The sequence below is a fragment of the Bdellovibrionales bacterium genome (assembly GCA_016716765.1).
Classification (GTDB): Bacteria; Bdellovibrionota; Bdellovibrionia; order Bdellovibrionales; family UBA1609; genus JADJVA01.
The window spans coordinates 195,978-210,176 of the sequence record JADJVA010000025.1 but is presented as its reverse complement, the minus strand read 5'-3'; the positions used below and the strand labels follow the sequence as shown (position 1 = coordinate 210,176).

The following is a 14,199-nucleotide window of genomic DNA, read 5'->3' as shown; positions in this document are numbered from 1 at the left end:
CCTACCATGCTAATGAATTCTGTCATTTTTAGAGAGTATGATATTCGTGGAGTCGTTGGAAAAGACTACGATAGCCAATTTGCGCGCGCCCTCGGCCGAGCCTACGTCAGTTATCTGATCAAAGAATGTGGCGTTAAACGAGCCAAGATCTGTATTGGACAAGATGCTCGACTGAGCAGTCCAGAATTGGTCCGCGAACTTTCCAGAGGAATGGCAGAAAGCGGTGCAGAAGTTTTATTATTGGGATCGGTGACGAGTCCAATCACTTATTTTTCAACTTTTAACGTGCCTGGCGTAACTGGTGCGATCATGGTTACTGGCAGTCATAACCCTCCCGAGTACAATGGTTTCAAAATTTCAATTGGAAAATCCACAATATTTGGAGACAAAATTAAAAAGCTTGAGGAATTCATTAAGAAGGCTGATTTTGTTACGGGTGATGGATCTGAGAGCCAATATGATATTATTCCCGAATATATCGAGAGATATAAAAAGGAGTTTGGTCAGTTAAAAAACATTCCTTTCGTTGTCGACTGCGGAAATGGGGCCGCTGGAACTGTTTTACGCCGATTGTACGAAGCCGTTGGATTGCATCCTGAAATACTTTTTGAAATGCCAGACGGAACTTTTCCTAATCACCATCCTGATCCAACTGTCGAAGAGAATCTTGTGGATCTCGTTCAGGCCGTTAAGAAAAGCAATGCCGTTCTGGGAATTGGGTTTGATGGTGATGCCGATCGCATTGGAGTTGTCGGACACAATGGACGCATGTATTACGGCGATGAATTGATGGTTCTAATTAGTAGGTCTATTTTGTCAAAAAAACCGGGTTTGAAAATCATTGGTGATGTGAAATGTTCAGACCGGCTCTTTACCGATATTTCTAAACATGGTGGCCACCCTATTATGTGGAAAACTGGCCATTCACTCATTAAGGAAAAAATCAAAGTGGAAGGAGCCCCGTTTGGTGGAGAATTGAGCGGCCACATTTTTTTTGCGGATCGAAATTATGGGTTTGACGACGCTCTCTACGCTGGACTACGCATTATAGAAATACTTGGTGAAACGGGAAAAAATATTGATGACCTCTTGGCAGATTTTCCACCGGCCTTTAATACACCCGAGATTCGCATTGATACGACAGAGGAAAAGAAGCATTTGATCGTAGAAAAATTAAAACAAAGTTTTGCCGTTCCGAGAAAAGATGTCTCTGTCAACCTCATCGACGGAATTCGTGTCAGCTATCCGTTTGGCTGGGCATTGGCCAGGGCATCAAACACCCAACCCGTTCTTGTCCTTCGATTTGAAGCAAACTCAAAGGAGTATTTGGAGACGATTCAGAAGGAATTTGAGAGTATTGTTAACCCCTTGTTGTAAAACTCATTGCTTAGAGTTGTAGCCTTCCACCGATCGAAGTAAACAGACGGCTCTGTTCCTTGATTTTTTTTGAACTTATGCTGATTTCTTTTTGGCTAAATCGGTAGTGAAGGCTTTTAAAAGTCTCGAAATTTCAACCTCGTTTTGATACTTTCTGAAATTTTCGAAATCTTCATCTCTGATGTGAAGAAAATTAACTGAATTTCCTATGAGTCTCTTTTTCTGCGTTTCAGAAATCTTACGACCCTCGGCTAGATATAAAATATATTTGTTATTTAGTTCCATTTTTAGGTAGGCCTTAAAACACACAGTTCTTTCTGGGAAGATATTCACAATATCAATTTTAATCATTTGATTCTCGATCAGAGGCTTTGCAGAACTATCGGGAATACCCTCAAAGAACGATACTCCAACTTCGACGCCTTCGTGTTCCCTCACGACAAGCATTTCACCAGTCTTCCTCGCCCAAGTCATGAACTCAATGCTGGGAATAGCCATTAGGAATTCATGATCTAAAGAGGCTTCAACGCCTTCATTCGCCAAAAAATTCAGGAGCGAATACTTAAAGGCCTCAAGAAAGACAAGATTTTTTTCTGGCATAGGTTCGGCCCAGGTTACAGCCACAAAGCCCTTCTTATTTGCCGAAATATAGGGAATCACTCCTAGATTCTCAACTTTTACGAGGTAGTTTGTCTGAGAAGAGCTCTCTCTACAAACTTCTTCGAGAGATTTTTTGATGGCCTTTGCCAAGCCAAGAGATTCCTGAGATTTTAAATCAGGTACCCCTTTTCCGTGAAGTCCTTTTGAAGCATCCGATGGTTCATGCTCCTTCTTTGTGTGAACATCGGTTTGAGCTGAAGAAGAAGCTGAAGATATGCTCGCAAGAGGGATCTTAGAATCTTGAACATCATCATGGGATGGTGAATTTGGAGTTTTGGAGCTTCCAGAATTTGATGCTAAAAAGGATCCATCGCCTGCCGAACTTGCCTGAGAACCAGTTGGAATATCTTGGCCTCTTGGATTGATCGGATGCTCTCCTGGAGATCCTGTTTTCGCGGACGATTCAGGGTCCAACGCCCCATCAAAATCCTGATTAGAATTCGCTTGTTTTGAAACAGTCTTCTCTGCTGTTCCAGACTGCGCTGTAATGGTTTTAGATTTAGCCCCTCCCCTACCTGATTCTTGATAGACGAGGGATTCTGCAGAATCTCCGTTCCTATCACCTGTTCCCCCATTCTCTGCTTCGTCAGAGGAATTTTCTCCAAACATTTTGAGCAAACTCGCAACATCTGAAGGGGCACTTCCCTTTAATAGACCGGGCCCAACTGTTTTTGATTGGCCACCGGATTGGATAAAAGTATCGTTTCCACCCCCTGCCTCTCCCATAACTCGAATCTGATCTTGTCCCCCATTAGATTCACTTTCACGTGAAGCATTACTGCGATCCTTAGCCGATTCAACTTCATCAAGAATTACTTTTTTTATCTGCCGATGTATACTAGGACCACTGAGCTGGCCGAAGAACTTTAACGTCGTCCTCATGCTATTGAGGAGCCCTTGGCTAATGCCATCCCCCTTCTCAGCAAATCCGATGCTTCTTGTATTGAAAGCCTGGCCTAAAACTCCTGGAAGTTTTGCTATCTTCGGGTTTGGGTGATTGGCAGAGATCAATACAAACTTTGGTTTCCTACTCACCATTGTGTTGATCGCTTCCGACATCGAGGACGTCACCACCGTTGGCCAACCCCGGCGTGAAAGAAATAGCCCAGCCGGCTCCAATTGGCTTTTACTTTTGGCAATAATTAAAATTGAAAGCTGAATGCTATCAATTTCAGATAAATTTGATATTCCATACTCCGCCAGAATTTCGTTCTGATAGTCTGTAGTCGGTGCCTTCCCTGCTGAAGAATCTAGATCTTCATTTTGATCGATGTGGGGAGGCTTTGGCAGAGTGTTCTTTTCGTCTGACATCTATCCTCTTGTATCTCGGAGGGGTTTGGACATTTACTGTATCGCCATGCAATATATCGGCAAAATGCCCCTAAATAAGTACGTCACGACCCATAAATGCCTGAGAAGTCTAGAAAATTGGATTCGACCAAAGTGTGACTGCCGACCATCGGTACTTCAACCAAACGGGTCTGTCATAATGGCAGTTTTTATCATTCCTAAATATATTTGTAATTTCCTGATATATCAATTACTTAGAGTGTCTCAGGTCAACGATACCAAATCGCACTAAGTACATAGTAACGACATATCATTAACTTTTACTCGACTTAGGGCATTTTTATCGTCTATAGTGTCGTCGCCTCCCAGTTTTTCCCAGACCGATGGAGGGTGAGAATTTGATTTTATTTGAGAAGTGCATTTTAGCTGAGTCCAAGATTGCTTCTTCGATGAGGCAGAAAGTACTTCTGGTTGATGATAGCCCAGATTTGTTGTTCCTCGAGCAATCCATTCTTGAAATGGGAGGTTTTTGTGTGTTAACGGCCCAAAGTGGTACAGAGGCGCTATCAACTCTTCTCTCTCAAATGAATACGCCTGACATCATTCTGATTGATTTTTATCTGGGGGATATGACGGGCCAAGATTTTTTGGATATCCTACAGATCCGAATGCCCGAATTGGCAAAGACTGTTCCAGTTATTTTTCTGACTGGAAGCGATCAGATTCCAACTTGTAAGGCTGCCGGAATTATTCGCAAGCCTTCCGGAATATACAATCTTGTCGAATCCATCCAAGGCTACCTTAAGGCAGCTCAATCTAACTGAAACTACCCAATGCCCAACGAGGCAGAAGATACATTTAGTTCCTGAACAAAAAAGCCGCGAGTACGCAGCTTTTCTAAGCCAGCTAAGAATGGAGAGCATAGTAAATCTCGAACTCTCCCAATTCCTTTTTCTTATCTAAATTTTTCCAACCAACATAAATGCAATAACCAATGAATAGATGACAAGAGACTCAATGAGAACCAAGCCAATGATCATTGAAACAAACATATTTGACTGAGCCTGGGGATTGCGGGCAATACCATCCATTGCAGACGCGCCAATCCTACCTTGTGCGAAGGCCCCACCGAAGGCCGCCAGTCCAATCGCCAAGCTCGCACCAAGCGCATACCATCCTGTGTTAATCGCTGAAATTGCAGCATTTGCCGCCTTTGCCGCTGCCGCCGCCGCTGCCGCATTTGGAGCCGCTGCTACTGCTGCCTCTACTGCCGCCTCTTGAGCAAACGCTGAAAATGCACCAAATAGAGCTGCTAAAAAGATCGCCTTTTTCATTTACCTTACTCCCTTGTAGTTAGTGGTCATGGGAAATCGCCATGGACACATAAATCATCGTTAACATCATAAAAACAAAAGCCTGCATGAAACAGACAAAGATGCCCAAAAATAAAAAATCACTGGAACAAAATAGTATCCAGCAAGACTGAGAAAAATAGATAAAACCGTATGATCACCAACCATATTTCCGTAAAGACGCAAGCCCAAGCTAAGGGGGCGAACAAAGTGAGATATCAACTCAATGAGCAACATCAGCGGAGCCATAAATATCACCGGACCCAGAAATTGCTTCAGATAAGAAATCCCATGTTCCTTAAATCCATAATAATTATAGGCACAGAATGAAAATAATCCGATGGCTATCGTGGTATTTAAATTGTCTGTCGCTGGTGTCATTCCAGGAACCAGGCCGAGCAGATTGTTAATAAATATAAAAAAGAAAATTGTTGCAAACATCGGGGCAAACTTCTTGCCTTCATGACCAACGACGGTTTCAGAGAGACTCACGACAAACTCATGAATGATCTCAAAAAAGCCCTTCAAAGAGAAACTGCCTGCCGGTGCTATCGCCTTCTCTCCTGAGCCCAACGCAATACGGGCGGCCACAGCCATTAGGAACATAAGTAAGCATGCAAGAAGAACAGTGGCCACATGAATGAAATGGTGGCCGACTCCTGGAATTAATTGTGTCCAATTGAAATGTACCATTAATATCCCAATTTCCGTTTGAATATACCGGGGACCTTTTCACTTGCTGCATACCCAATTACCGTGACTACAGTCGTCGAAATACCGACTAAGAAGCCCGCCATGTCACATTTATCATTGGTCACAACGAGGAAGAGAATTAGCCCTAAAATTGCGTACTTGATTACAATGATACTGACGCCCAATGCAATTGATTTTTTTTGAATTATCTCTGACCACGACCAAATGAGCATGATCCAACAAAACACCATGACACCTGAGCCAATAACGATCGATGGGATTTTATGCGTCGCGTAGAATATCAGCGCCCCTAAAATAGCAACTAGAGTTGATAAGGCTTGTATGGCAAGAGTCTTGAGGACCAAGATTATTCCTTAGTATTGCAGTCGTTTTTCATAAAACGCTTGAGTAAAATAATAAGATGGAAAAACCATCCAGCTGTGCCGAGCACTATCATCAAAGCGACTCCAAGGCCACCCCATCCGTAAATTTTATCTATCAACTGACCTAAATAAAGACAGGCAAGAACCACTCCAACGAGTTCAAACCCAAGGCCCGCAAAGACAATTCCCTTATTTTTTTGCATGAAAACGTCCTACTTTGTAAGGCCCCGTGCTCCTGGCTGATTGAGAACTCTTTCTCTCAGGCGCTTGATTCTAAGTTCCAGAAACTCAGGGGATGGATGAATTTTCTTAATCTTTTCTAGGACCTGTATCGCTTCCTTGAAATCACCTTTTTCTTCGTAGGTCACCGCTAAACTAATTGGAACATTTTCCTTCATTGACTCCTCCGGATATTGTTCCATGATGAATCTAAAGACCTCAATCGCCTCATCTAGCTTTTTTGTCGTTAAAAAGATGTTTCCTTGAAAGGCAAGGTACTCAAATCGAGAGTTCTTATCTTTGACTCTATCCAGAATCTCCTTCATTTCAATTGCTGCCTGATAAAAGTTACTGAGGTAGAAATAAGATTTTGCTATTGAAAATCGGTACTCAATATCCTCACTTTGAGAATGCGGCAGTTGAACCAAACGACTATATTCCTTGATTGAGTTCGAATAGTCCGACAGCTTTTCAAAATAAACCGACGCGATTTTTTTCTGGGCATCCATTCTTTCATTTTCATCTTGTGAATAAAGAACTAAATGTCGATAGAAGGCGATTGCCTTTTGAAATTCATTTGTTTCTAAGTGGGCAATTCTCGCCCCACGACGAGCAGCTTCCAGAGCCATAGCGGTTTTCGGTTTGGCCACAACAACTTTTTCTAAATGAACCAAAGCTTCCTTGAATTTTTGCTCTTCAAAGGCCTGTTCAGCCCGCTGATATTCTACAGTCTGGATGCTGTATCGACATCCAGAAAAAGCGACCAATGACCCCAAAAGTGCAAAAATAAATTTCTGGCGGAAAAGATTATTCTGTTTCTCTATCATCTTCGGTCACTATGGCGAAACCAGTCACATATTCTTGATCCTTAAGGTCGATGAGCCTAACTCCCTGAGTGTTGCGACCAAGAACTGAGATATCTGTGGCCTTCATACGAATGGCCTGACCCTCATTTGTAGAAATAATAATTTCATCCTGGTCAGTAATTGATCTCGCCGCTACCACGGGACCAACTTTTTCTGTTATTTTCTGAGTAATCACCCCAACTCCACCACGGCTCTGTGTTCTGTATTCTGACAATGGCGTTCGCTTCCCATAGCCACCTTTCGTCACGATCAAAATCGTCTCTTTTGCGGCCTTTTCAATGACTTCAGCACCTATTACTTTATCCTCTTTACCTAAGGTTATTCCTTTTACGCCTCGAGCAGATCGTCCCATAGCGCGGACATCGGATTCATCAAAACGAATCGACATGCCTTCCTTCGTGACAATAAATATATCATTACTACCAGTGCTAATTTTGGTCTCTATCACAATATCGTCCAAATCTGTGGTGAGAGCAATAATCCCACTGGGTCGCGGTCGTGAGAAAGCCGAAAGAGATGTTTTCTTAATGATTCCGTTTTCAGTTAACATCACTACAAAACTATTCTCAGCAAATTCGGCTACTGGTAAAATCGCTCTGACCTGTTCGCTTGGTGAAAGGTTAACAACATTATTAATGGCCTTTCCTTTTGAAGTGCGAGACCCGAGGGGCAATCGATGCACTTTCAGCCAATAAAGCTTTCCGCGATCGCTAAACACAAGCAAGGTTGTCAGAGTAGATGCTGTAAAAATTCTCCAAACAAAGTCCTCTTCACGATTTTCAGCTCCCTTTAATCCTTTTCCGCCACGCCTCTGCACACGATATTCATCAACAGCAATACGCTTGATATAGCCCGTATGAGTAATTGTTACGATCATTTCCTCTTCAGCAATCAGATCTTCATCTTCGATTTCTCCCTCTGAAGCCTCAATCCGTGTCCTTCGTGGAGAACCAAATCGCTTTTTAATATCTTCAAGCTCTTGAATGATGATCGCAAATATCTCCGATACATTCCCCAAAACCTGCCGAAGCCAAGCAATTCGTTTAACAATTTCATCCAATTCATCAAGAATTTTTTGCCGTTCAAGTCCCGTTAGCCGCTGAAGGCGCATTTCCAAGATGGCTTGAGCTTGCTTATCTGAAAAGCCAAACTTGGAAATTAAGTTTTGACGGGCTATTCCCGCTTCTTTCGAAGATCGAATCGTTTGAATAACCGCTTCGATCTCATCAAGAGCCTTGCCTAGGCCTTCAAGAATATGCGCCCTTGCCTCAACTTTTTTCAATTCAAATATACACCGCCGTGTTACCACGTCCTTACGATGCTCAATAAAGTCTTCTAGCATCCCCCTGAGGCTATAAACCTTGGGCTGTAACCTAGAATCAAGAGCCAACATAATAATGCCATAACTAACTTGCAATTGAGTGAACTTGTAAAGGCGATTGAGAATGACTTGTGCATTCTCATTTCTCTTCAGCTGAATAACTATTCTCATCCCTTCACGAGAAGATTCATCGCGAATATCTGAAATACCTTCAACTCTCTTATCCCTAACCAAGTCTGCAATACTCTCAATGAGCCTTGCCTTGTTCACTTGATAAGGGATCTCCGTAACAATGATCTCCTCTCGATCCTTTTTTACCTCAATATCTGCAACAGCCTTAAGAGTGATGACGCCTCGGCCCTTCTTATAAGCGGAAAGAATCCCCTGCGTTCCAGCAATAACTCCGGACGTTGGAAAGTCGGGGCCTGGAATAATTTTAATTAAATCATCCGTCTTAATTGTTGGTTCTTTAATAAGAGCAATACAGCCGTCTACTACTTCAGAAAGATTGTGAGGCGGGATGTTCGTCGCCATTCCCACCGCAATACCTGAGCTGCCGTTGATCAAAAGATTTGGAAATTTAGCTGGCAGCACCAACGGCACAAGCAAAGATTCGTCATAGTTGGGACCAAAAGCGACCGTCTCCTTCTCAATATCTTCCAATAATTCTTCGGTCAGAGCCGTCATTCGAATCTCTGTGTATCGCGGAGCTGCAGCGGCATCTCCATCGATCGAACCGAAGTTGCCCTGTCCATCCACAAGCGGTTCACGCAGTGAAAACGACTGGGCCATCCTCACGATCGTATCATACACAGCCATATCACCATGTGGGTGGTACTTACCAATTACATCCCCCACAACACGGGCAGACTTCTTGTACGCCTTGTCGTGGGTATTTCCCAACTCATGCATAGAAAACAATATCCGGCGATGAACAGGCTTGAGGCCATCTCGAACATCCGGCAAAGCCCGTCCGACAATCACACTCATTGAGTATTGAAGGTAGGCCTCCCGCATTTCACGGTTAATATCAACATCAATCACGTTCTTTAAATCTGTTTTTTCCATCATAATGGACCTTTTCTACACGTCCAATTCACGCGCGAGCAAAGCATTGTCTTCAATGAACTTACGTCTTGGTTCAACCTGATCACCCATCAAAATACTGAAGGTTTCATCTGCCGCCATGGCATCATCAATTGTTACCCTCAACAGCAAACGGAACTCAGGATTGAGGGTTGTTTCCCACAATTGCTCAGGATTCATTTCTCCCAACCCCTTATAGCGCTGAACATAGCTACCTTTCTTGCTCTCTTCCATAACAAAATCGTAAAATGCAGTATAATCCGCAAAAACATGGTCATGGTTGTTAATTTTCAATTCTATTGGCAGTTTAACTGTGGAAAAGAGATCGCCCCATAGGGCTTTTAGCTCGATCCACTCCGGCGATTCGGAGGTTTCAAGAGAAAAGGAGGAAGCAAACCTATGTCCAAATTTAACAGTTTCTATAAGAGCCCGATTTCCACTGTTTAATTCGTCTTTAGTTACAACGAGAGAACATTCGGTTATCCCAAGGCTCTTGTCCTCTTTAGCTATTCTTTGAAAATCTGCAAAAACGCTTTTCAGGGTTTCCTCTGCTTTTAAGATCTCAGAGAGATCTTTGCTCTGTTTCAAAAAATGAATTAGAACTTCGCGATCATACTTGGAAGCCAATGTTTTAACCAAAAGATCCCATTTATGAATTTTAAGAATAAAAGCTTTAAGTTTCTCCTCTGTGGTACCTGTTGCTAAACTTTTAATGTTAATACCAGACAAAGAGGACTTCAATAAATGCTCAGTAAGAGCCCTGTCGTCTTTAAGATATGTTTCGATCTGACCCTTCTTGACGCGATAAAGAGGGGGTTGGGCTATATATACATGACCGCGTTCCACGAGTTGCGGAAGCTGGCGATAAAAGAAAGTCAGCAATAAAGTTCGAATATGTGACCCATCGACATCCGCATCCGTCATGATAATGATTTTGTGATATCGCAATTTATCAATATTGGAGTGATCACGACCAATTCCAGCACCAAGAGCTGAAATCATCATCTTAATTTCTTCATTTGAAAGCATCTTATCAAACCGGGCTTTTTCAACGTTTAAAATTTTTCCACGAAGAGGCAAAACGGCCTGTGTCCTTCGGTCTCTGGCCTGTTTAGCAGATCCACCCGCAGAATCACCCTCTACCAAATACAGCTCGCATAAGGCAGGATCTCTCTCCTGACAATCCGCCATTTTTCCTGGCAAAGATCCCCCATCCAAGGCTGTTTTTCGTCTGGCAAGGTCTCTGGCTTTCCTTGCCGCCAAGCGAGCACGCGCGGATTCTACGCATTTACCTATTATGTTTTTTGCGGTAGCCGGATTACGATCAAACCAATCCGCCAATTTATCATTAACAAGCGATTCAACAATCCCTTTGACTTCGCTATTTCCCAGTTTTGTTTTTGTTTGGCCTTCGAATTGTGGTTCCTTAACCTTCACGCTTACAACTGCCGTCAACCCCTCGCGAATATCCTCCCCTTCCAGATTTTCTTTGAGGTCTTTCAGAAGATTCTTTTGGGTGGCATAGGCATTTGCCGTCCTGGTAAGCGCACCCCTAAATCCAAAAAGATGAGTTCCACCTTCAATCGTGTTGATGTTGTTACAGTAGCTATAAACAGATTCGGAATATGAATCATTCCATTGCATGGCTATTTCGGCTTCTACTCCGTCTTTTTCTCCCTTAAAATGCACTACTTCAGGATGCAATGGCTTTTTAGTTTCATTCATATACCGAATAAACTGAACAAGTCCGTCATGGTACTGAAAATCGTAAGCCTTATTTGTTCTTTCATCTAGAAGGTGTATCAGAAGTCCCGCGTTTAAAAATGCTAGCTCGCGAAACCTTTTAGACAAAATGCTCAAATCAAAAATGATTGTTTCATCCTTAAAAATTTCTCGATCAGGTTTAAACGTGGTTTTTGTCCCGGTCCTGTCAGAATCTCCCACTTTTTCAAGAGGCCCGTTTGGAATACCTTTTTGAAATGACTGCCTCCAGACATGTCCTTCGCGCTTAACTTCAACCGTACACCGACTTGAAAGCGCATTAACAACTGAGGCTCCTACTCCGTGCAACCCACCTGAAACTTTGTAGCTATCCGAATTGAATTTGCCCCCCGCATGAAGAACCGTCATCACAACTTCAAGAGCCGATCTTCCGTCTTTGTGAGTATCAATCGGAATTCCTCTTCCATCATCTTCAATCGTTACAGACTCATCCACATGAACTATAACCTTTATTGATTTGCAGAAACCAGCTAGTGCCTCGTCAACAGAATTATCAATAACCTCATAAACCAAATGATGATATCCGCGAGCTGTCGTATCGCCAATGTACATTCCTGGTCGTTTGCGAACGGCCTCAAGTCCTTCTAAAATTTGAATAGAACTGGCATCATAGACGCCAGCTTTTGCCTTCTCACCAACTATTTGTCCCTGTTCCGACACAGTCATTCCCTTCAACTTAAAAACGAGATTCTAATATTGTTCCCTTTTTTACCCGATAAACCATCAACTCACTACCGCCAAAATCTCTAGAAAAAGACAAATCTGTTGTTGTCACAATAATTTGAGACTCTATGCTTTTCAGAGCTTCAATAAGATTGGTCCTTCTCTCCTGATCTAACTCAGATAAAACATCATCCAGTAATAAAATTGGGTATTCGTGGTGAACCCTGTAATGATACATGATTTGAGCCATCTTGAAAGATAAAATTATAGCTCTTTGTTGACCCTGTGAACAAAAATACCTTGCATCTTGACCTGAAAACAGGAACCGGATGTCATGTTTTTGGGGTCCTACTAAGGATACTCCTGATTCGAGCTCGGCATAGCGTAAAGATTTCAATCTACATTCGATGGCCTGTTTGATTTGCTCGGTGTTCCAGTTCTGAGCAGATTCACCGCTGATCAGATAGTCCACCGATATGTCCACATTCCCTGGAAGTGGAAACAATCTTTTTAGCATTTCGTTGAGGTCCGGCTGAATAGCTCGAATCGCTGTCAAACGAGCCTCAGTAAATTGAATGGCTGTCTCTATGAATTTTGGATCAAGAGAATCCAGAACTTGATTGATTTCCAACTTATTTGTTAAAAGTCCCCTCTTTGTGTCCCTGAGCAATCTATTTCTTGAACGCAAAATCCTCCCAAAGGCATCTATGAAATCTAGGGAGCTTGGTGTGTGCGAGATCAGAAAGTCATCGATTAACTCTCGTCTCGCTTCAGGTCCGCTCTTTACGACAGAAAGACTTTCCGGACTGAAAAGAACACAAGGAAACTCCCTCAATATTTTTGATCGAGTTGCTTTCTTGTTGTCAATGAAAAACACCTTTCTATTGCCATCTAAGGAAAGTTTAAGTTCATGTTTAAAATTGTTTTGCTTTTTCATAGAGGCGACAACAGAGGCTCCAATATTATTACCAGTATGTATCCAGTTTGTAGATGTCCCCGGCCGAAAAGAGGATCCCTTCGCAGTAATAAAAATTGCTTCGAGAAAATTTGTCTTCCCCTGGCCATTTTCGCCAAGAAGTATATTTACCCCTGAATTTAACGAAACGTCGAGTTGAGAATAATTCCGAAAATTCGTGGCTCGCAACCGCTTAATGATCATTTCATTATCATCATTATTATTTAAATCCGCATTGGCATGACGACACATGTGTAAGTATCGTCGTTAATAGGACGAACCAAGCCTGGCGATAGCTGATCGTTAAATTGCATCTGAACCGTTTCTTCATGCATGCTATTTAGTACATCGAGAATGTATTTTGCGTTGAAGGCGATGCGGAGATCCCTTCCTGTATAATCAACGTCAATTGTCTCTTTCGCATCTCCCAATTCCGGACTGTTTGACGAAATCTCCATGCGATTCTTGCTCAAACTCAAAGTAACACCTTTTGATTTCTGATTTGAGAACAGCGAGACTCTTTTAAGTGAAGATAGAAGCGCGGTTCTGTTAACCAACATCTGTTGAGTGAGATCCCGTGGAATAAGCTGTTGATAATTCGGATATTTTCCTTCAACGAGGCGAATCATCAAAACTGTCGTCCCACTCCTTACTATCAGTTGGGCTCCGTCTATTGCCATTTCTATAGGTCTATCTACTTGATCAAGAAGTTTACGAATTTCATTAAGGCCCTTTCTCGGAATAATGATTCCTACCTCTCCAAGACGATCTCCTTCGTCTCCTGAATTGCGTTCAATTAAACTGAGTCTATGGCCATCTGTGGCAACCATTCTAAATCCTCGCTTAGCACCTTCTTTATAGGGATGAAAATAAACCCCGTTCAAATGATATCGAGTCTCATCGTTAGAAACACTGTAGATCGTTTTTTCAATCATTTCAGAAAGAATCGCCGAATCCAATTTAATGAACGACTCTGTGGAAAAACTTGGGAATACTGGGTACTCATCCGGACTTATCCCAACAATGTTGGATTCTATTTGGTTCTGCCGAATATTTAACCAGTTGTTATCTCTCTTTTCAATTTCGATAGAGCCGCTGGGGATTTCCTTTAAAATATCAAAAAGGCTTTTTGCATTCACCGCTACTCTTCCTGGAGTCTCTATCAAGGCGGAGACTTGGTCCGTCAGGCTAACCTCAAGATCGGTTGCATAAATCCTCAAACTGCTCCCCTCGGCGTCCAACAAGACATTAATCAAGATAGGCATGGTGTTGCGCTTCTCAACAATGTTTTGTGTTCGAGAAAGGAGAGTCAAAAAAACGGATTGTTCTATTTGCAACTTCATACGCTTCAATCCTCTCATTAACTATTATCTAATTATAATAAATTAATAACAGTAGTAATAGTAGGGCTGTTAATAACTCACTTTACGACCTAAAACCCTAAGAACATTTATGTTTCCCCGTGGATAAGTACCTAACACTATCTGGGTAAAAAAGCCCAATTTTTGTTGATAGATTTAAGTCCCCAAAATAATCACAGATTTCTCCACAG

General features: G+C 42.3%; 11 protein-coding genes and 1 pseudogene. 2 read left to right on the top strand and 10 right to left on the bottom strand.

The features are described 5' to 3' along the window. The first annotated feature begins 12 nt into the window (after positions 1-12). Positions 13-1,377 (top strand): phosphomannomutase/phosphoglucomutase, encoded by a 1,365-nt coding sequence (locus tag IPL83_17305; protein ID MBK9040882.1) that lies wholly within the window; start codon positions 13-15, stop codon positions 1,375-1,377. A gap of 75 nt (positions 1,378-1,452) precedes the next feature. On the opposite strand, the gene IPL83_17300 is transcribed toward IPL83_17305, so the two are convergent. Next, entirely contained in the window at positions 1,453-3,348 is a 1,896-nt protein-coding gene (locus IPL83_17300) for a hypothetical protein (GenBank protein ID MBK9040881.1), read from the bottom strand. 377 nt (positions 3,349-3,725) lie between these two features. Between IPL83_17300 and IPL83_17295 the strand changes: the two genes are divergently transcribed. Next, positions 3,726-4,151 carry a response regulator gene (locus IPL83_17295; protein MBK9040880.1) on the top strand — a complete coding sequence of 142 codons (426 nt, stop codon included), beginning with the start codon at positions 3,726-3,728 and terminating at the stop codon, positions 4,149-4,151. 135 nt (positions 4,152-4,286) lie between these two features. On the opposite strand, the gene IPL83_17290 is transcribed toward IPL83_17295, so the two are convergent. From IPL83_17290 to dnaN, 9 genes and pseudogenes are all read right to left on the bottom strand, one after another. After that, complete coding sequence (locus IPL83_17290) at positions 4,287-4,661, bottom strand: ATP synthase F0 subunit C (protein ID MBK9040879.1); 375 nt, start codon at positions 4,659-4,661, stop codon at positions 4,287-4,289. 19 nt (positions 4,662-4,680) lie between these two features. Further along, a pseudogene (gene atpB, locus IPL83_17285) lies at positions 4,681-5,372 on the bottom strand (F0F1 ATP synthase subunit A). Further along, a complete protein-coding gene (locus tag IPL83_17280) occupies positions 5,372-5,737 on the bottom strand; it encodes a hypothetical protein (protein MBK9040878.1) in 366 nt (121 codons plus the stop codon). The pseudogene atpB and the gene IPL83_17280 overlap by 1 nt, the downstream one beginning before the upstream one ends. A 2-nt stretch (positions 5,738-5,739) precedes the next feature. Then, positions 5,740-5,958, bottom strand: coding sequence for an AtpZ/AtpI family protein (locus IPL83_17275; GenBank protein ID MBK9040877.1), 219 nt, complete (start codon positions 5,956-5,958; stop codon positions 5,740-5,742). Between the two features lie 9 nt (positions 5,959-5,967). Further along, positions 5,968-6,801, bottom strand: coding sequence for a tetratricopeptide repeat protein (locus tag IPL83_17270; protein ID MBK9040876.1), 834 nt, complete (start codon positions 6,799-6,801; stop codon positions 5,968-5,970). Next, complete coding sequence (gene gyrA / locus IPL83_17265) at positions 6,782-9,232, bottom strand: DNA gyrase subunit A (protein MBK9040875.1); 2,451 nt, start codon at positions 9,230-9,232, stop codon at positions 6,782-6,784. The genes IPL83_17270 and gyrA overlap by 20 nt, the downstream gene beginning before the upstream one ends. Positions 9,233-9,244: 12 nt before the next feature. Next, entirely contained in the window at positions 9,245-11,695 is a 2,451-nt protein-coding gene (gene gyrB, locus IPL83_17260; GenBank protein MBK9040874.1) for a DNA topoisomerase (ATP-hydrolyzing) subunit B, read from the bottom strand. 10 nt (positions 11,696-11,705) lie between these two features. Then, positions 11,706-12,851 carry a DNA replication and repair protein RecF gene (gene recF, locus IPL83_17255; GenBank protein MBK9040873.1) on the bottom strand — a complete coding sequence of 382 codons (1,146 nt, stop codon included), beginning with the start codon at positions 12,849-12,851 and terminating at the stop codon, positions 11,706-11,708. Positions 12,852-12,871: 20 nt separating this feature from the next. Beyond that, complete coding sequence (gene dnaN / locus IPL83_17250; GenBank protein MBK9040872.1) at positions 12,872-13,990, bottom strand: DNA polymerase III subunit beta; 1,119 nt, start codon at positions 13,988-13,990, stop codon at positions 12,872-12,874. Positions 13,991-14,199 lie beyond the last annotated feature (209 nt).